Here is a 19576-nt window from a genome sequence, read left to right as displayed (position 1 = left end):
TTGACGTAATTAAGCATTGATAATTGAGATCCCTCTCCCTGACAGGATGATTGCATAAATAATAGTGATGAAAATAAATTATTTATTTATCCAGATAATGAATTGGAAAATCAGGAGAGCGTTTTCAATCCTACCTCTGGCGCAGGTGATATGTAAGGCGGTGATGTTATATCGCGTTGATTATTGATGCTGTTTTTAGTTTTAACAGCAATTAATATATATGTTATTAATTGAATGACTTTTATTATTCATTATATATATGTGTAGAATCGTGCGCAGGAGAAATATTCACTCAGGAAGTTATTACTCAGGAAGCAAAGAGGATTACAGAATTATCTCATAACAAGTGTTAAGGGATGTTATTTCCCGGTTCTCTGTGGCATAATAAACGAGTAGATGCTCATTCCATCTCTTATGTTCGCCTTAGTGCCTCATAAACTCCGGAATGACGCAGAGCCGTTTACGGTGCTTATCGTCCACTGACAGATGTCGCTTATGCCTCATCAGACACCATGGACACAACGTTGAGTGAAGCACCCACTTGTTGTCATACAGACCTGTTTTAACGCCTGCTCCGTAATAAGAGCAGGCGTTTTTTTATATATCAGAAAGGCCCCGGAGGTGCTTGCCTCCGGGTGAGAAAGAGCTACTGTGGCGGGTTGTTCTGCAACGTTAGCATCAAGCCATCGCGACGCATCGCTGCGGCTTCTTCCGGCTTGTGCAGTCTGTCCAGCGCGTCGGCAAGCCATGCGTAATCGTAGGCGTCCGGACGTTGTTTCAGCGCCGCGCGGAAGGCGAGCGATGCTTCCTGCCATTCGCCGTGCTTCATCAGCGACTGACCCAGTGTGCTCCACAACAACGGGCGATCGCCCACGTTTTTGATCTGTTGGCGCAGCACTTTTTCCAGCTGTTCCGGGTTATTGGTTTTCAGACGCGGGATCGGCAGCAGCAGGCGATCGTCATACTGGCGTTTCAGGCCGTCGATGATAATTTGCTGGGCAGTATCATGATCGTCACATTCAATAAGATGTTCCGCCATTGCCACCTGTAACGCCACCTGATGACGCGTTTTCCGGCTTTGGTTTTTCCACCAGTTACGCAAACCTTCGCTACCGTTATCGGCACGCGCCTGATCCATCAGGCCAATCCATGCCTGTTGTTCCAGCATTGCACGATGCTCTTCATCGCCAACGTGGGCTTTTGCCATTGATGGGATGATATCCAGCAGCGAACTCCATGCACCAGTGCGGATATACGCCTGTTCCGCCAGACGTAATACTTCCGGATGGCGTGGCGTAACTTCCAGCAGCTTATCAACGCCGTGACGTGCTGCATGGTTTTCATTACGGGCCAGTTGCAGACGTACACGGGTGATTTCTACCGGAATTGTGTCGTTGCCGGCCAGCTCCGCTGCGCGTTCCAGATGTTGGTTGGCGCGTGCTTCATCACCGCGTTGTTGCGCGGCTTCGGCAGCCAGCAGATAGTTCACCACCGGTTGTTCAGCGTGATCGGCATTTTTCGCCATCAGCTTTTCAACTTGCTGATAATCGCCTTCCGCTAGTTTCAGCAGCGCCTGTTCGGTCTGCTTACGGGCACGGCGACGCTTACGTCCGACAAACCACCCACGGGTGTGTGCGCCTGTGCGGAAGATCCGCCGCAGTAGCCACTCAATGGCAAACAGCACTACCATCGCCAGAATCAAAATAATCGCCAGGCCAGTGACGCTGGTTTCGATATTGTAGTTGTCGGTCTGAATCAATACGTAACCCTGATGACCGGCAATCATCGGGCCAACCACTATCCCCGCAATCAGCAAAACAAAGAGCAACAACACTTTTAGCATGGTTATTCTCCTTGCGGCGCGGCTGCCGGAGTATCAGCTTGCGGTGCAGGTGCAGGTGCAGGTGCAGGTGCAGGTGCAGGTTTAGCTTCCGTTGTCCCCGCTGCCGGTTGTGCCAGCAGGTTACGCACGCGAGTCTGCATCAGTTTTTCCAGCATCGCCTGGCTTTGCAGGGTTTCCGGGAGATCCATCGAGATATTTTGCTGACTTAGCTGATCCACCTCGTCGAGGAACGCTTTGGTGGTGGCATCATCAGTATCGTAATAAGCACGAACCCAGGTGGAGACGTTCTCCAGCGCCTGGCGGTAAGTCTCTTCCTGATGACGCGGTACGGCTTGTGCCGCGACCAGCAGGCGGGAGCGAATATTTTCGCGCAGATAGATATCCTGATTCGGTGCTAACAGTGGTACGGCGGTGTCATCACGACGGCGAATCGTAATGAAGTTGTCCATAAAGTTCTGCCAGCTTTTTTGTAGATTGATACGCCATTCGCTGAGGGAACTGGAAAGCTCTTCACCGTCGGAATCCATCGGTGAACCATCGCTGTCATTATCGGCCAGACGCAGGTTATCTACCTGATTAGAAAGCTGGTTCAGCTTAAGGATGATGCCGTCATAATCCACCTGCGATACCGCAGAAAGGCTGGCGATATCATCGGTAATTGCCCGACGAACGGTAATCAGACTCGGGTCATTCATATCCGCCAGGCTGGCATCTGCACTTTTCAGCAACGCTGCAGCGGTCGTGACGTCCTGATCGCTCCACAGCTTCCTTCCGGCGAGTTTCACCAGGAAATCAGCCTGAGCCAGCAGCCAGGTTTTAGCATCGCTGCCGGAAATAGTCGCGACCTTTTGTTGGACTTCATCCAGCTGTTTTGCCAGCGTTTCTTGCTGACGATTCGCTTGCTCAAGCTGTACAGCTTGTTGCTTGATAATGCCTTCCAGCTCGGCTTTTTGGCTCTCCTGGGCTTTTTGCAGTGCCGTAAGTTGGTTAGCCAGGGCATCGCTGGTGGCAGTCTGATTGACGGCCTGTTGTTTACCCCAGCCATACAAACCGACGCCCGCCGCCAGAGCAATAGCGATAGCCACCGCGCTGAGAATCAATGCGGTGTTGTTCTTGCTCTTTTTTTCTGTTGCGACAGGTTGTGACGTGGTGTCCACGGCCTCCCTGGTCTCTTCAACCACGGCGGAGGTTTTTTCTTGTTCCGTCATTATGGCTTCCTGTTATGAGAGTTATTGTAATGCCCGTAAAAGCGCATCGTTGTCAGCGTTATCGGCGACCTTAATGTCTTGCCAGCCCAGTTCCCGGGCGAGTTTCGCCAAACGCTCACTGACGACCAATAGTCGACAGCGTAGTAACCAGTGCTCACGATACCATTGTGGGATCAGCGACCAGAGTTGCTGCAACATTTCACCGCTGGTAACAACGACCGTCGTCACCTCGCGGGATTGCCAGCGCATCGCTTCTTCTGCGCCATCGTAATGGATTGCGCATCGTTGATAACATTCACAAAAAGTGACCTCAGCACCGCGCGCCGTCAGGGTATCCCCAATTAGCTCACGACCGCCATTGCCACGTAATATCAGCGCACGTTTGCCCGCAATATTTTGTAATTCAGGTAATTGTAGCAAGACTTCGCTGATTTCCCGATCCTGCGGGTAGAGAATCTTCTGTCCGCTTACGGTATGTAGCGCCAGTGCGGTGGTCCGTCCAATGGCAAAATAATCAGGTAGTCGGGGCCATTTACGATCTTGCTGATGCAGCTGTGATTGGGCAAAAGCAACCGCGTGTTGCGAGAGGGCAAACAACAGATCCCTCTCCCCCAGCGCTGCCAGTTGATCAGCAAGTTGCGGTAATTGTCGACCCGGAGAAAACTCAATCAGCGGAAAATGCCAGGCCACCTGCCCCAGTGTGCGCAGACGGCTCACTAACTCTTCTCCAGCGGGAGACGGGCGGGTGACCAAGATACTCATGCCGGGGCGTCTCCGTTATAGACTTCAGCAAGGATCTCGCGCGCGCCGTTATTCAGTAGCTCTTCTGCCAGCGAAATCCCCATTTGTTCGGCATCTTGCGGCGCACCGCGGCGTTCACCGCGAATAATCTGCGAACCGTCCGGCGCGCCGACCAGCGCACGCAGCCAGATTTCGCCATCAATAAGCTCGGCGTAGCTACCAATTGGCACCTGACATCCGCCTTCGAGACGGGTATTCATGGCGCGTTCTGCGGTAACACGCAGTGCAGTTTCGTGGTGATTCAGCGCGGCAAGCAGCTCGCGAGTGCGAGTATCATTAAGGCGGCATTCAATACCGACCGCACCTTGTCCTACCGCCGGAAGAGAAATCTCGGGTGGCAACGCGGCGCGAATGCGTGACTCCAGACCTAAACGTTTTAGTCCGGCTACGGCAAGAATGATGGCATCGTATTCGCCGTTATCCAGTTTGCTCAGGCGAGTGCCGACGTTGCCGCGCAGGGAGCGGATAATCAGATCCGGGCGGCGTTCAGCCAGTTGGCACTGGCGACGTAAACTGGACGTCCCGACGATACTGCCTGCAGGTAACGCATCCAGACTGTCATAGTTATTGGACACAAAGGCATCGCGAGGATCTTCACGCTCGCAAATGGTGACCAGCCCCAGACCTTGCGGGAATTCAACCGGCACATCTTTCATTGAATGTACGGCGATATCGGCGCGATTTTCGAGGAGCGCGACTTCCAGCTCTTTTACAAATAAGCCTTTTCCGCCTACTTTCGCCAGCGGCGTATCAAGAATCACATCGCCGCGCGTCACCATCGGTACCAGTTCAACGACCAGGCCCGGATGGCTCGCCATCAACTTGTCTTTGACATAGTGTGCCTGCCAGAGTGCAAGTGGGCTTTGGCGTGTGGCAATTCTTAAAACATTGTCTAACATGCTTGTTACCGTCATTATCATCCGTGGTCCATCCTAACATCCTTGCCAGAGCGATGTCAGTGTTGTGGTGAAACGTAGACGCCTGCGCAAACCGTAAAATGAGGTCTGGCAGTGGATCCTGACAGGCGTTTCACGCCGTCGTAATAAGGAATTTACAGAGAATAAACGGTGCTACACTTGTATGTAGCGCATCTTTCTTTACGGTCAATCAGCAAGGTGTTAAATTGATCACGTTTTAGACCATTTTTTCGTCGTGAAACTAAAAAAACCAGGCGCGAAAAGTGGTAACGGTTACCTTTGACATACGAAATATCCCGAATGCCGCGTGTTACCGTTGATGTTGGCGGAATCACAGTCATGACGGGTAGCAAATCAGGCGATACGTCTTGTACCTCTATATTGAGACTCTGAAACAGAGACTGGATGCCATAAATCAATTGCGTGTGGATCGCGCGCTTGCTGCTATGGGGCCTGCATTCCAACAGGTCTACAGTCTACTGCCGACATTGTTGCACTATCACCATCCGCTAATGCCGGGTTACCTTGATGGTAACGTTCCCAAAGGCATTTGCCTTTACACGCCTGATGAAACTCAACGCCACTACCTGAACGAGCTTGAACTGTATCGTGGAATGTCAGTACAGGATCCGCCGAAAGGTGAGCTTCCAATTACTGGTGTATACACCATGGGCAGCACCTCGTCCGTAGGGCAAAGTTGTTCCTCTGACCTGGATATCTGGGTCTGTCATCAATCCTGGCTTGATAGCGAAGAGCGCCAGTTACTACAACGTAAATGCAGCCTGCTGGAAAGCTGGGCCGCCTCGCTGGGCGTGGAAGTTAGCTTCTTCCTGATTGATGAAAATCGCTTCCGTCATAATGAAAGCGGCAGCCTGGGGGGCGAAGATTGTGGCTCCACCCAGCATATACTGCTGCTTGACGAATTTTATCGCACTGCCGTGCGTCTCGCGGGTAAGCGTATTCTGTGGAATATGGTGCCGTGTGACGAAGAAGAGCATTACGACGACTATGTGATGACGCTTTACGCGCAGGGCGTGCTTACTCCTAATGAATGGCTGGATCTCGGCGGCTTAAGCTCACTTTCTGCCGAAGAGTACTTTGGTGCCAGCCTTTGGCAGCTCTATAAGAGTATCGATTCCCCATACAAAGCGGTGCTGAAAACACTGCTGCTGGAAGCCTATTCCTGGGAATACCCGAACCCACGTCTGCTGGCGAAAGATATCAAACAGCGTTTGCACGATGGCGAGATTGTATCGTTTGGTCTCGATCCGTACTGCATGATGCTGGAGCGTGTTACTGAATACCTGACGGCGATTGAAGATTTCACCCGTCTGGATTTAGTGCGTCGCTGCTTCTATTTAAAAGTGTGCGAAAAACTCAGCCGTGAACGCGCCTGTGTAGGCTGGCGTCGTGAAGTGCTAACCCAGTTAGTGAAAGAGTGGGAATGGGACGATGGTCGTCTTGCAATGCTCGATAACCGCGCTAACTGGAAGATTGATCAGGTGCGTGAGGCGCACAACGAGCTGCTCGATGCAATGATGCAGAGCTACCGTAATCTGATCCGCTTTGCGCGTCGCAATAACCTTAGCGTCTCCGCCAGCCCACAGGATATCGGTGTTCTGACGCGTAAACTGTACGCCGCGTTTGAAGCATTGCCAGGTAAAGTGACGCTGGTAAACCCGCAGATTTCGCCCGATCTCTCGGAACCGAATCTGACCTTTATTTATGTGCCGCCGGGCCGGGCTAACCGTTCAGGTTGGTATCTGTATAACCGCGCGCCAAATATTGAGTCGATCATCAGCCATCAGCCGCTGGAATATAACCGTTACCTGAATAAACTGGTGGCGTGGGCATGGTTTAACGGCCTGCTGACCTCGCGCACCCGCTTGTATATTAAAGGCAACGGCATTGTCGATTTGCCTAAGTTGCAGGAGATGGTCGCCGATGTGTCGCACCATTTCCCGCTGCGCCTGCCTGCACCGACGCCAAAAGCGCTCTACAGCCCGTGTGAAATTCGCCATCTGGCGATTATCGTTAACCTGGAATATGACCCGACAGCTGCGTTCCGCAATCAGGTGGTGCATTTTGATTTCCGTAAGCTGGACGTCTTCAGCTTTGGCGAAAACCAAAATTGCCTGGTAGGTAGCGTGGACCTGCTGTACCGCAACTCGTGGAACGAAGTGCGTACGCTGCACTTCAACGGCGAGCAGTCGATGATCGAAGCCCTGAAAACTATTCTCGGTAAAATGCATCAGGACGCCGCACCGCCAGATAGCGTGGAAGTCTTCTGCTACAGCCAGCATCTGCGCGGCTTAATCCGTACTCGCGTGCAGCAACTGGTTTCTGAGTGTATTGAACTGCGTCTGTCCAGCACCCGTCAGGAAACAGGGCGCTTCAAGGCGCTGCGCGTTTCTGGTCAAACCTGGGGGTTGTTCTTCGAACGGCTGAATGTATCGGTACAGAAACTGGAAAATGCCATTGAGTTTTATGGCGCTATTTCGCATAACAAACTGCACGGCCTGTCAGTGCAGGTTGAAACCAATCACGTCAAATTACCGGCGGTGGTGGACGGCTTTGCCAGCGAAGGGATCATCCAGTTCTTCTTCGAAGAAACGCAAGACGAGAATGGCTTTAATATCTACATTCTCGACGAAAGCAACCGGGTTGAGGTGTATCACCACTGCGAAGGCAGCAAAGAGGAGCTGGTGCGTGACGTCAGTCGCTTCTACTCGTCATCGCACGACCGTTTTACCTACGGCTCAAGCTTCATCAACTTCAACCTGCCGCAGTTCTATCAGATTGTGAAGGTTGATGGTCGTGAACAGGTGATTCCGTTCCGCACCAAATCTATCGGCAACATGCCGCCTGCCAATCAGGATCACGACACGCCGCTATTACAGCAGTATTTTTCGTGATGAACGTGCCGGAAAGCGAGGCTTATCCGGCATGCAATCTTAGCGGAAACTGACTGTTTCACCCGCTTGCTGCGTTGCCGCCTGTTCCAGCAAATCCCAGAAGGTTTCGCCGCTACGGTCGCAAATCCATTCGTCGCCTTTCAGGTCAAAATGGTAGCCACCCTGTTTGGTTGCCAGCCACACCTGGTGCAGCGGTTCCTGACGGTTGATAATGATTTTGCTGCCATTTTCAAAGGTAATGGTCAGCACACCGCCGTTGATTTCGCAGTCGATATCGCTGTCGCCATCCCAGTCGTCCAGACGTTCTTCAATGGTCAGCCACAGGGTATCGGCCAGGCGATGAAATTCACTGTCGTTCATTGTTGTTTCCTGTTTTTAGGTGATGGCGGCAGTATAGCGGCATGGTGTCAGGGCTTCAAAGTTTGCCCGTCTGCTGCTGCGTTCCGGCACGATTCCTCCGTCACCGGAATAATAATGTCGCTGTTATGAATTTCACGGACATTCTTTTCTCTGACGTATGTTTTCGCTGGGCAGGGGGAGGGTGTGCGATAAAGCTGATCGTCAATCCAGGTGTAGACATAGCTATCGTCATAAGCAAAGCGCTCCGTTGCTATCAGCGCACCGCTGCTGGTGAATACCTGCACATCCTGTTTTTGTCGGGTACTTTGCAGAAAGTAATGACGCTCCTTGCCCGTATTTATCGGTTTATTTTTGATGGGCAAAGATGACTCCAACTCTATGATTTCTAGCCGATCTTCTCCAAAATGCGAGCGCCTGACGACGTAGAGTTGGTTTTTGTACTGTGCAATACGTTCGGTAATCAGATGTAACTTTTTTGGATAAATGCCTTCCAGGTAATGCCACTCACTCCATTGCAGGTCGGGTGAAAGCGCTTTTCGCCAGCCTACTCCCGATTTATTTACGATAAATGAAGATTCATTGTCCCCATCTTCGTATGCCTTGGCGGGTTTTAAAGAGGATGTGTGCTTGATGCCAGTGGGAGTAAATGAGCCATCTTTCATTATCTCACCGTCCAATTGGCTAAGGCTGACGTTCAGCCAGTCATCTTTAGCGGCTTTGATACGTGCCGCTTTGGGATATTGCGTAGGGTAACGCCAAAGCTGCGCACCATCGAATGCATAAACGTAACGATCGTCGCGAGCAAACCATTTTTTGTAATGCGGGTTATTGCCACGGTGTGCATCTGCTTCATTCGGCACACGGTAGTCCAGCAGTATCAGTGGGCCAACGGATTCAAACACCTGTAAACCGTCTTTCTCATGTCCGTCCCAATTTGTTGATCGGGTGATTAAATAGCCATGATGCCTTCCGGCATTAAAACGTTTATTGATGATCAGATTCGGGTTATCCAGGGTGATGATCTCCAACTGATTTTCACCGAAGGGGGTCTTACTGATTGCATACAACTTGTCCTGATACTGCGCCACGATGTCACTGATCGGGTGAAACTGCTCCGGGTCGAGACTGGGTAATTCTTCCTGCTCACAATCTGGCCCCTTGCGCCAGAACACCTTTTTTTCTAACAGCGTAAAGTTGTCACATTGCCGGGATATATCTTCATTCCTTGCCAAACGAACCTGATCAATGACTTTACGATGCTCGCCGTGTTTATCACGCCAGCTAAACAGGGTGCCGGGCATCCAGCGAACGACAGAAAAATTGTCCGGATCTGCATCCAGTTGCTCTCCATTGATCAGCAACTTTGTTCGTGTGCGGGTAAGCATATCCCACGGGCCAAAGGGGTAGGCAATGCAGGGAAAAAACGTTGAAGCGAATTTCCCTTGTTGACCCCAGGATTTTTGCGCGATCACGGAAAAACTCTCTGGGTTATCAAAACGGTGCCCATCGATATAAAGAAAATGCGCGTCACGTAGCACCAATCCCAGCCGATCAGGCATCCAACGGCTACCTAATCCTACTTTGCGCAGCGTTTTTTCATCGACGCGTTGCTTGCCGCCATTTTCATCTGTCCGTTGGCCTTTGTAATAAATGCTGTTTTTATCGACGGCAAAATCGCCCCATGAATGGAACGAGGCTACATCGACCGGTGGATAACCAGATGGATTTTGTACAATCTTGCCCGCATAAATAACAAAACGGCCATCGCTAAAGTAAGCATAATTTGGATACCAGGCCCATGCGCCCTGATCAATATAATCGGTGGTAAGGTCGTTTAACGGCGGTTCTTTTTCCCCATCGTCCTGGGTGTCAGGAACAATGAATAAATCAGGTAAACGACGCAGTCGCTGGTAATTTACTTCCGGTAACGAAAGATTTGTCTCTTCATTAGGGCGCAGGTATACCACGCCTTTTCCCTGTTTCTGGTAAATATTATGATCAGGTTCACCGAGCGAGCATCCCCACGCTGACGGAACTAAAAAAGACAACAAACAAACCACATTGCGATAGTGCATAAAGCCATCCTGGCGCGAGGTGCCGATCACGAAACTATCAGCAAAACATAAATCCCCACGTGTAAGCGTTATACTCGCAGCAATTCCTCATTTTTCAGACTTCATAAAGAGTCGCTAAACGCTTGCTTTTACGTCTTCTCCTGCGATGATAGAAAGCAGAAAGCGATGAACTTTACAGGCAATCCATAATGAAAAACGTGTTTAAGGCACTCACTGTATTACTTACTCTCTTCAGCCTGACGGGCTGCGGTCTGAAAGGTCCGCTCTATTTCCCGCCTGCAGATAAAAACGCACCGCCACCGACCAAACCGGTAGAGACGCAAACGCAATCCACGGTGCCGGATAAAAACGACCGCGCCACTGGCGATGGCCCATCCCAGGTGAATTACTAAAAGTCAGTTTCTGTACCCGCGTGATTGGAGTAAATGATGCAGTTCTCGAAAATGCATGGCCTTGGCAACGATTTTATGGTCGTCGACGCGGTAACGCAGAATGTCTTTTTTTCACCAGAACTGATTCGTCGCCTGGCGGATCGGCACCTGGGGATAGGGTTTGACCAACTGCTGGTGGTTGAGCCACCGTATGATCCGGAACTGGATTTTCACTATCGCATTTTCAATGCTGATGGCAGTGAAGTGGCGCAGTGCGGCAACGGCGCACGCTGCTTTGCCCGTTTTGTGCGTCTGAAAGGGCTGACCAATAAGCGCGATATCCGCGTCAGTACTGCCAACGGGCGGATGGTTCTGACCGTCACCGATGACGATCTGGTGCGCGTCAATATGGGCGAACCCAACTTCGAACCTTCTGCCGTGCCATTTCGCGCTAACAAAGCGGAAAAGACCTATATTATGCGCGCCGCCGAGCAGACAATCTTATGCGGCGTGGTGTCGATGGGAAATCCGCACTGCGTGATTCAGGTTGATGATGTCGATACTGCAGCGGTAGAAACGCTTGGTCCTGTTCTGGAAAGCCACGAACGTTTTCCGGAGCGCGCTAATATCGGTTTTATGCAAGTGGTTAAGCGCGAGCATATTCGTTTACGCGTTTATGAGCGTGGGGCAGGAGAAACCCAGGCCTGCGGCAGCGGCGCGTGTGCGGCGGTGGCGGTAGGGATTCAGCAAGGTTTGCTGGCCGAAGAAGTACGCGTGGAACTCCCCGGCGGTCGTCTTGATATCGCCTGGAAAGGTCCGGGTCACCCCTTATATATGACGGGGCCGGCGGTACATGTCTACGACGGATTTATTCATCTATGAAGCAACCAGGGGAAGAACTACAGGAAACACTCACGGAGCTAGATGACCGGGCGGTTGTCGATTATCTGATTAAAAATCCTGAGTTTTTTATCCGCAATGCGCGCGCAGTAGAAGCGATACGTGTGCCGCATCCGGTACGCGGCACCGTTTCGTTGGTCGAGTGGCACATGGCCCGCGCACGTCATCATATTCATGTTCTGGAAGAGAACATGGCGCTGTTGATGGAACAGGCTATCGCCAACGAAGGCTTGTTCTATCGCTTACTTTACCTGCAGCGTAGTCTCACCGCCGCCAGCAGTCTCGACGATATGCTGATGCGTTTTCACCGCTGGGCGCGCGATCTCGGTCTGGCAGGTGCGAGTCTGCGCCTGTTTCCGGATCGCTGGCGCTTAGGTGCGCCGTCGAACCACACTCATCTCGCATTAAGCCGTCAGTCTTTCGAACCGCTGCGTATTCAGCGTCTGGGGCAGGAACAGCACTATCTTGGGCCGCTTAACGGACCGGAGCTGCTGGTGGTGCTACCGGAAGCGAAAGCGGTGGGATCGGTGGCGATGTCGATGCTGGGAAGCGATGCTGATTTGGGTGTCGTGCTGTTCACCAGCCGCGATGCCAGTCACTATCAACAAGGGCAGGGAACGGAGTTACTTCATGAAATTGCGCTGATGTTGCCGGAGCTTCTGGAGCGTTGGATTGAACGCGTATGACCGATTTACACACCGATGTAGAACGCTACCTACGTTATCTGAGCGTGGAGCGTCAGCTTAGCCCGATAACCCTGCTTAACTACCAGCGCCAACTTGAGGCGATCATCAATTTTGCCAGCGAAAACGGCCTGCAAAGCTGGCAGCAATGTGATGCGGCGATGGTGCGCAATTTCGCTGTACGCAGTCGCCGTAAAGGGCTGGGCGCGGCAAGCCTCGCATTACGCCTCTCTGCGCTACGTAGCTTTTTTGACTGGTTGGTCAGCCAGAACGAACTTAAAGCCAACCCGGCGAAAGGTGTTTCGGCACCGAAAGCGCCGCGTCATCTGCCGAAAAATATCGACGTCGATGATATAAATCGGCTGCTGGATATTGATATCAACGATCCCCTTGCCGTGCGCGATCGGGCAATGCTGGAAGTGATGTACGGCGCGGGTCTGCGTCTTTCCGAACTGGTGGGGCTCGATATCAAACACCTCGACCTGGAGTCCGGTGAAGTGTGGGTGATGGGGAAAGGCAGCAAAGAGCGTCGCCTGCCGATTGGTCGCAACGCTGTAGCGTGGATTGAGCACTGGCTTGATTTGCGCGACCTGTTTGGCAGCGAAGACGACGCGCTTTTTCTGTCGAAACTGGGCAAGCGTATCTCCGCGCGTAATGTGCAGAAACGCTTTGCCGAATGGGGCATAAAACAAGGGCTGAATAATCACGTTCACCCGCATAAATTACGTCACTCGTTCGCTACGCATATGCTGGAGTCGAGCGGTGATCTTCGTGGTGTGCAGGAGCTGCTGGGTCATGCCAATCTCTCTACCACGCAAATCTATACTCATCTTGATTTTCAACACCTTGCCTCGGTGTACGATGCGGCGCATCCACGCGCCAAACGGGGGAAATAATGCGTTTTTACCGGCCTTTGGGGCGCATCTCGGCGCTCACCTTTGACCTGGATGATACCCTTTACGATAACCGTCCGGTGATTTTGCGCACTGAGCAGGAGGCGCTTACCTTTGTGCAAAATTACCATCCGGCGCTGCGCAGCTTCCAGAATGAAGATCTGCAACGTCTGCGTCAGGCGGTACGGGAAGCGGAACCCGAGATTTATCATGATGTGACGCGCTGGCGTTTTCGCTCAATAGAACAAGCGATGCTCGACGCCGGGCTGAGCGCAGAAGAAGCCAGTGCAGGCGCACACGCGGCAATGATCAACTTTGCCAAATGGCGTAGCCGGATCGACGTTCCGCAGCAAACGCACGACACCTTAAAACAGCTGGCGAAGAAATGGCCGCTGGTGGCGATCACCAACGGTAACGCCCAGCCGGAGCTGTTTGGTTTGGGGGATTATTTTGAGTTTGTGTTGCGCGCTGGCCCGCACGGGCGCTCAAAACCGTTCAGCGATATGTACTTCCTGGCGGCGGAAAAACTCAACGTGCCGATCGGCGAGATCTTACATGTCGGGGACGATCTCACCACTGACGTGGGTGGGGCAATTCGCAGCGGAATGCAGGCCTGTTGGATCAGACCGGAAAATGGCGATCTGATGCAAACCTGGGACAGCCGTTTACTGCCGCATCTGGAAATTTCCCGGTTGGCATCTCTGACCTCGCTGATATAATCAGCAAATCTGTATATATACCCAGCTTTTTGGCGGAGGGCGTTGCGCTTCTCCGCCCAACCTATTTTTACGCGGCGGTGCCAATGGACGTTTCTTACCTGCTCGACAGCCTTAATGACAAACAGCGCGAAGCGGTGGCCGCGCCACGCAGCAACCTTCTGGTGCTGGCGGGCGCGGGCAGTGGTAAGACGCGCGTACTGGTGCATCGTATCGCCTGGCTGATGAGTGTGGAAAACTGCTCGCCGTACTCGATTATGGCGGTGACGTTTACCAACAAAGCGGCGGCGGAAATGCGTCATCGTATCGGGCAACTGATGGGCACCAGCCAGGGCGGTATGTGGGTCGGCACTTTCCACGGGCTGGCACACCGTCTGCTGCGTGCGCACCATATGGACGCCAACCTGCCGCAGGATTTCCAGATCCTCGACAGCGAAGACCAGCTGCGCCTGCTTAAGCGTCTGATCAAAGCTATGAACCTCGACGAGAAGCAGTGGCCACCGCGCCAGGCAATGTGGTACATCAACAGCCAGAAAGATGAAGGGCTGCGTCCGCATCATATTCAAAGCTACGGTAACCCGGTGGAGCAGACCTGGCAGAAGGTGTATCAGGCGTATCAGGAAGCGTGTGACCGCGCGGGCCTGGTGGACTTCGCCGAGCTGCTGCTGCGCGCTCACGAGTTGTGGCTTAACAAGCCGCATATTCTGCAACACTACCGCGAACGTTTTACCAATATCCTGGTGGACGAATTCCAGGATACCAACAACATTCAGTACGCGTGGATACGACTGCTGGCAGGCGATACTGGCAAAGTGATGATCGTTGGCGATGACGACCAGTCAATCTACGGCTGGCGCGGGGCGCAGGTCGAGAACATTCAGCGTTTCCTCAATGATTTTCCCGGTGCCGAAACTATCCGTCTGGAGCAGAACTACCGCTCTACCAGCAATATCCTGAGCGCCGCGAACGCCCTGATTGAAAACAACAACGGGCGTTTGGGTAAAAAGTTGTGGACCGATGGCGCGGACGGTGAGCCGATTTCCCTCTATTGCGCTTTTAACGAACTCGACGAAGCGCGTTTTGTGGTTAACCGCATCAAGACCTGGCAGGACAACGGCGGGGCGCTCGCCGAGTGCGCCATTCTCTATCGTAGCAATGCCCAGTCGCGTGTACTGGAAGAGGCGTTATTACAAGCCAGTATGCCGTACCGTATTTATGGCGGGATGCGCTTCTTCGAACGCCAGGAAATCAAAGATGCGCTCTCGTATCTGCGCCTGATTGCCAACCGTAACGACGACGCGGCCTTTGAGCGCGTGGTGAATACGCCAACGCGGGGTATTGGTGACCGGACGCTGGACGTGGTACGTCAGACATCGCGCGATCGCCAGTTAACACTCTGGCAGGCGTGCCGCGAATTATTGCAGGAAAAAGCGCTCGCCGGGCGTGCTGCCAGCGCTTTGCAACGGTTTATGGAACTGATCGACGCCTTAGCGCAAGAAACTGCCGATATGCCGCTGCATGTACAGACTGATCGGGTAATTAAAGACTCCGGCCTGCGCACCATGTACGAGCAAGAGAAGGGCGAAAAAGGCCAGACGCGAATCGAAAACTTAGACGAACTGGTGACGGCGACGCGCCAGTTTGCGTACAACGAAGAAGACGAAGATTTAATGCCGTTACAGGCGTTTCTGTCTCATGCCGCGCTGGAAGCGGGTGAAGGACAGGCGGACACCTGGCAGGACGCGGTGCAGTTGATGACGCTGCACTCGGCGAAAGGTCTGGAGTTCCCGCAGGTGTTTATTGTCGGTATGGAAGAGGGGATGTTCCCAAGCCAGATGTCGCTGGATGAAGGCGGGCGTCTGGAAGAAGAACGCCGTCTGGCCTACGTTGGCGTAACCCGCGCGATGCAGAAACTGACGCTGACCTACGCGGAAACCCGGCGTCTGTATGGCAAAGAGGTTTACCATCGCCCGTCGCGTTTTATTGGCGAGTTGCCGGAAGAGTGTGTGGAAGAGGTGCGTTTACGCGCTACGGTAAGCCGCCCGGTCAGCCATCAACGGATGGGTACGCCGATGGTCGAGAACGACAGCGGCTACAAGCTCGGCCAGCGCGTACGCCACGCCAAGTTTGGTGAAGGCACCATCGTCAATATGGAAGGCAGCGGCGAACATAGTCGTTTGCAGGTGGCATTTCAGGGCCAGGGTATTAAATGGCTGGTGGCGGCTTACGCCCGGCTGGAGACGGTATAACGTTGCCGGATGCGGTGCTGCGCACCTTATCCGGCCTACAAAATCATGTAGATTCAATAAATTGCAATGTCATGTAGGCCGGGTAAGGCGTTTGCGCCGCATCCGGCATCTGCACCATATTCAGTGACACAAAACGGTTGTTTTAACTTTTCTGCTCGACGGAAATCATGGTAACAAAAGGATAGCGTTGCCACGGGATTGCCCCGCCTTTCACATACATATGTGAAATCGTGCCATCAAGATAAAGCAGTTGCTCAACGTTCAGTTTCGTTTTGGCATAACAGGCAAAATCATAAAAATTTGTCACCTGCTGGCTCAACAAAAACACGGCGTTCCCTTGTTTATTAATCCCAACACCGTTACGAATTTTGCGTGAGGCGACGTTGGGATGAATACGCGGATTAATGACGCCGTTTTCCATCAACATTGGCCCTGACTGCACCGCGAACTGAATCTCTTTACTGGTTTTAAAGGCATCCAGACGAACGATGCCGACTTTATCTCCCGCGACATAAAACACACCGCCAGGACGGATAAAGAAATTCCCTTCACCTGAAGCGAGATTTAACGCCACCTTCTGCTGACCGTTTTCGATGTACAAACCGAGCGGCGCATAGCTTTCATCATATATGCTGCCGTTCATCGCCATTTGCACCTGACCCTGACTATTAATATCCGTCAGCAGCGCATGTAACGTTTCCCACGCTTCGCCATTGGCTTTTTGCCAGTACATTTTCACCCGCTCTGTTTGAGGATTAACGGTATACGCCTGTACGGTCAGTGTCGGATCTGATAATGCGCAATCATCAGCGGCAACAGCAAACAAGGGAAGTAAGGTGAGGGCGAGAAAAATCCGTTTGAGATTCAAGGTGATCATTCCTTTACCAATGAGTAGCCGATGCGCCATTATAGGTCCTGGATGTGGGATTTTTTTATCCTGTTAGCGACCTTGACGAGTACCAAAAAGCGCGAAGTTCAACTATTGTTCTGTGGTGTTCTGTTGCGTGTTGACGGCAAAATTTTGCTGGCGTAACATGCGCGCACGATCACTCTAAGAGGACATTCGCCTTGGACACACCCAGTAGATACTGGCTCATTATCCTGTCATCCAGGATCAACTCCTAAGGCTATCCCTTTTTGCTGATAGCCTTAGCGGTTGTCAGCGACCTCAATTTTTCCCGTCGCGCTGAGTCAGGCTGTTTAATGGTCTGAAACCCAATTTGTTTCTGTGTGCCCACCGAACTGTCCGATATTTTAAGCATTGGGAGTCCCGGTCATGCTGAGCGCATTTCAACTGGAAAATAACCGACTGACCCGGCTGGAAGTCGAAGAGTCACAACCCCTTGTAAATGCAGTATGGATTGATCTTGTCGAACCGGATGACGACGAGCGACTGCGCGTACAATCTGAACTTGGGCAGAGCCTGGCAACACGCCCAGAACTGGAAGACATCGAAGCATCGGCGCGTTTCTTTGAAGACGATGACGGCCTGCATATTCACTCCTTCTTCTTCTTTGAAGATGCGGAAGATCACGCCGGTAACTCCACTGTGGCATTTACCATCCGCGACGGTCGCCTGTTTACCCTGCGTGAGCGCGAGCTACCCGCTTTTCGTCTGTATCGTATGCGTGCCCGTAGCCAGTCAATGGTGGACGGTAACGCCTACGAGCTGCTGCTGGATCTGTTCGAAACCAAAATCGAACAGTTGGCAGATGAAATTGAAAATATCTACAGCGACCTGGAGCAGTTGAGCCGGGTAATTATGGAAGGGCATCAGGGCGATGAGTACGACGAAGCACTCTCCACACTGGCGGAGCTGGAAGATATCGGCTGGAAAGTTCGCCTGTGTCTTATGGATACCCAGCGTGCGCTCAATTTCCTGGTGCGTAAAGCGCGTTTACCGGGTGGACAACTGGAACAGGCGCGTGAAATCCTGCGAGATATCGAATCCCTGCTGCCGCATAACGAATCCCTGTTCCAGAAGGTGAACTTCCTGATGCAGGCGGCGATGGGCTTTATCAATATCGAGCAGAACCGCATCATCAAAATCTTCTCGGTGGTATCCGTGGTGTTCCTGCCACCGACGCTGGTCGCTTCCAGCTACGGGATGAACTTTGAGTTTATGCCGGAACTGAAGTGGAGCTTCGGCTACCCAGGCGCGATTATCTTTATGATCCTCGCGGGCCTGGCACCGTATCTGTACTTTAAGCGGAAGAACTGGTTGTAATATAAATGCCGGGTAAAGATTGTTCTTTATCCGGCTTATTGCTGAAAATTGTCTTTTTCAAAGTCATGCGGGTTGAACACTCGCTCTATCTTATTTTCCTGGGTTAGTTGATACTCATTGTTATCAGCAATAAAAAAATGAGTATTACGGTAAGGATATTCATTAATAACCATTAAATAGTTTTTTACGATGCAATTATCATTGCTCTTAATCGTCGGGAAACAGTAGAGATCTTCATACGGCCCTTCGATATATTTTTTATAGTCAGTGAAGCCATTACCGATATCAATAACATACCAGGTATGCCAACTACCTTCTGGTAGGGGATTTTGACTTTTAATTTCATCCTGATGCTTCAGATACCAATTTATTTTATCGCTATCAGTCCATGGCAGATGATCAACGACCAGAAAGACTGAATTGCCAGCATCAGAGTATGTATACAAAATCTGTACAGGACGCAATGTCCATAAATTATAGATGCAGCATAGAAGAAATAAATATAATATAATTTTCTGGAGTTTGCTTTTCATAGATAATTTTCGATTCTTTCGATAGTGTTAAAATTGGTAAAAAAAGGTTTGAAAGCAAAGTCTTTATGCCGTTGTAAAAAGAACCATATGCGAAAAAATCTATACTTGTTGTAAATCTTGTTTTTTATATCAGTCACATCCAAACCAAAGTGGTCTTGTGCTATGAAATGAATGGTAGCGCTCCAGCCCATAGGATATTTTTGAAAATTTAAAAGAGATATTTTTTGAGCTGAGATATCATGAATGCTGATTCCCAGGCCATTAAAATTATCTTTAAAATCATTGAATTTATTTAGTCTTGATGAAAGTAATTCGGTCTTAATCTTTTGTAGGAGAAGAGGCCGGTATCCTATCGTAGGTGTTGAAGAAATATCATTTTCGATACATTCTTTGATTACACGTATTGGGCTATTATAATCATATTTGTTTATTCGTTCATGAAAAGATAAGTTCAATTCCTGGCTATGGAAACTGTTGCCATTTCCATATCTAAAATGATCAATCAGATCCTGGATGAGTGTTTTGTATTGTCCAAAAAAGGAAAACATTTTTGCCAGATCTTTCATTTCTGCAAATAAAATATCAATACATTCACTTTGTGATATTTTTGTTCCAGAAGTTGGAATACTAAAAGCACCATAAGTAGAATTCGGCCCAGGAAAATGGTATTTAATGAGGCGGTAAGGATCAACTTTTGCAGAGATGTCGCTTAAGCCGAGTGAGAGAAAATCTTGTTCTTCCATATCCCCATACTGCATATCATCAGCAGAGAAATCATCGAATAAAGTAATAGTTTCGAAAAGTGTACAGGGCATATTAATTGATGAGCCTAATATGTTGTTCATTTATATTCTCCTTTCTTATAATTAAGGGCAATGTTAATTT

General features: G+C 51.0%; 18 protein-coding genes. 9 read left to right on the top strand and 9 right to left on the bottom strand.

The window, feature by feature from the left end:
• Window positions 1–646: 646 nt before the first annotated feature.
• Genes hemY through hemC form a run of 4 tightly spaced genes read right to left on the bottom strand, consistent with a single transcriptional unit; the run spans window position 647 to window position 4751 of the window.
• Window positions 647–1843: a protoheme IX biogenesis protein HemY gene (hemY, locus tag BGE37_RS19100; protein WP_000921791.1), complete on the bottom strand. Its 1197-nt coding sequence runs from the start codon at window positions 1841–1843 to the stop codon at window positions 647–649.
• Window positions 1844–1845: 2 nt separating this feature from the next.
• Window positions 1846–3051 carry a uroporphyrinogen-III C-methyltransferase gene (gene hemX / locus BGE37_RS19095; RefSeq protein WP_074513283.1) on the bottom strand — a complete coding sequence of 402 codons (1206 nt, stop codon included), beginning with the start codon at window positions 3049–3051 and terminating at the stop codon, window positions 1846–1848.
• A 21-nt stretch (window positions 3052–3072) separates the two neighbouring features.
• Window positions 3073–3813: a uroporphyrinogen-III synthase gene (hemD, locus tag BGE37_RS19090; protein ID WP_032185560.1), complete on the bottom strand. Its 741-nt coding sequence runs from the start codon at window positions 3811–3813 to the stop codon at window positions 3073–3075.
• Window positions 3810–4751 carry a hydroxymethylbilane synthase gene (hemC, locus tag BGE37_RS19085; RefSeq protein ID WP_001355383.1) on the bottom strand — a complete coding sequence of 314 codons (942 nt, stop codon included), beginning with the start codon at window positions 4749–4751 and terminating at the stop codon, window positions 3810–3812. Before hemC ends, hemD begins: the two co-directional genes overlap by 4 nt.
• Window positions 4752–5137: 386 nt before the next feature.
• Between hemC and cyaA the strand changes: the two genes are divergently transcribed.
• On the top strand, window positions 5138–7684 hold the full coding sequence (cyaA, locus tag BGE37_RS19075; RefSeq protein WP_000281697.1) for a class I adenylate cyclase: 2547 nt from the start codon (window positions 5138–5140) through the stop codon (window positions 7682–7684).
• Between the two features lie 39 nt (window positions 7685–7723).
• Here cyaA and cyaY read toward each other — a convergent pair whose 3' ends face one another.
• Both cyaY and BGE37_RS19065 read right to left on the bottom strand, forming a co-directional pair.
• On the bottom strand, window positions 7724–8044 hold the full coding sequence (cyaY, locus tag BGE37_RS19070; RefSeq protein ID WP_000999963.1) for an iron donor protein CyaY: 321 nt from the start codon (window positions 8042–8044) through the stop codon (window positions 7724–7726).
• Between the two features lie 47 nt (window positions 8045–8091).
• Window positions 8092–10119, bottom strand: coding sequence for a hypothetical protein (locus BGE37_RS19065; RefSeq protein WP_157944753.1), 2028 nt, complete (start codon window positions 10117–10119; stop codon window positions 8092–8094).
• Between the two features lie 188 nt (window positions 10120–10307).
• Here BGE37_RS19065 and lptM point away from each other — a divergent pair, with 188 nt between their 5' ends.
• From lptM to uvrD, 6 genes are all read left to right on the top strand, one after another.
• Entirely contained in the window at window positions 10308–10511 is a 204-nt protein-coding gene (gene lptM / locus BGE37_RS19055) for an LPS translocon maturation chaperone LptM (protein ID WP_000799889.1), read from the top strand.
• A 36-nt stretch (window positions 10512–10547) separates the two neighbouring features.
• The gene (gene dapF, locus BGE37_RS19050; protein ID WP_001160648.1) at window positions 10548–11372 is read left to right on the top strand and encodes a diaminopimelate epimerase; all 825 of its coding nucleotides are present in this window, start codon (window positions 10548–10550) and stop codon (window positions 11370–11372) included.
• The gene (locus tag BGE37_RS19045; protein WP_105288333.1) at window positions 11369–12076 is read left to right on the top strand and encodes a DUF484 domain-containing protein; all 708 of its coding nucleotides are present in this window, start codon (window positions 11369–11371) and stop codon (window positions 12074–12076) included. Before dapF ends, BGE37_RS19045 begins: the two co-directional genes overlap by 4 nt.
• Window positions 12073–12969, top strand: a complete 897-nt coding sequence (xerC, locus tag BGE37_RS19040) for a tyrosine recombinase XerC (RefSeq protein WP_000130685.1) — start codon at window positions 12073–12075, stop codon at window positions 12967–12969. Before BGE37_RS19045 ends, xerC begins: the two co-directional genes overlap by 4 nt.
• Window positions 12969–13685, top strand: coding sequence for a 5-amino-6-(5-phospho-D-ribitylamino)uracil phosphatase YigB (gene yigB / locus BGE37_RS19035; protein WP_001213567.1), 717 nt, complete (start codon window positions 12969–12971; stop codon window positions 13683–13685). The genes xerC and yigB overlap by 1 nt, the downstream gene beginning before the upstream one ends.
• Before the next feature lie 83 nt (window positions 13686–13768).
• A complete protein-coding gene (gene uvrD, locus BGE37_RS19030) occupies window positions 13769–15931 on the top strand; it encodes a DNA helicase II (protein ID WP_105288332.1) in 2163 nt (720 codons plus the stop codon).
• A gap of 142 nt (window positions 15932–16073) precedes the next feature.
• Here the strand turns inward: uvrD and BGE37_RS19025 are convergent, their stop codons facing one another.
• Window positions 16074–16838: a phosphodiester glycosidase family protein gene (locus BGE37_RS19025; protein ID WP_103253857.1), complete on the bottom strand. Its 765-nt coding sequence runs from the start codon at window positions 16836–16838 to the stop codon at window positions 16074–16076.
• 161 nt (window positions 16839–16999) lie between these two features.
• On the opposite strand from BGE37_RS19025, the gene ysgD reads away from it, so the two are divergent.
• On the top strand, window positions 17000–17056 hold the full coding sequence (gene ysgD, locus BGE37_RS25660) for a YsgD/CorL family protein (protein WP_212723238.1): 57 nt from the start codon (window positions 17000–17002) through the stop codon (window positions 17054–17056).
• A gap of 151 nt (window positions 17057–17207) precedes the next feature.
• Window positions 17208–18158: a magnesium/cobalt transporter CorA gene (corA, locus tag BGE37_RS19020; protein ID WP_000947159.1), complete on the top strand. Its 951-nt coding sequence runs from the start codon at window positions 17208–17210 to the stop codon at window positions 18156–18158.
• A gap of 35 nt (window positions 18159–18193) precedes the next feature.
• Here the strand turns inward: corA and BGE37_RS19015 are convergent, their stop codons facing one another.
• Together BGE37_RS19015 and BGE37_RS19010 are read right to left on the bottom strand one after the other, a co-directional pair.
• On the bottom strand, window positions 18194–18691 hold the full coding sequence (locus tag BGE37_RS19015) for a DUF943 family protein (protein WP_032185564.1): 498 nt from the start codon (window positions 18689–18691) through the stop codon (window positions 18194–18196).
• Window positions 18688–19536 carry a YPO3983 family protein gene (locus BGE37_RS19010; protein WP_032185566.1) on the bottom strand — a complete coding sequence of 283 codons (849 nt, stop codon included), beginning with the start codon at window positions 19534–19536 and terminating at the stop codon, window positions 18688–18690. The genes BGE37_RS19015 and BGE37_RS19010 overlap by 4 nt, the downstream gene beginning before the upstream one ends.
• Window positions 19537–19576: the final 40 nt, after the last annotated feature.

The sequence above is a fragment of the Escherichia sp. MOD1-EC6300 genome (assembly GCF_002965045.1).
Classification (GTDB): Bacteria; Pseudomonadota; Gammaproteobacteria; order Enterobacterales; family Enterobacteriaceae; genus Escherichia; species Escherichia coli_F.
The sequence above is the reverse complement of the archived record's forward strand: the minus strand, read 5'-3'. Positions and strand labels throughout refer to the sequence as shown.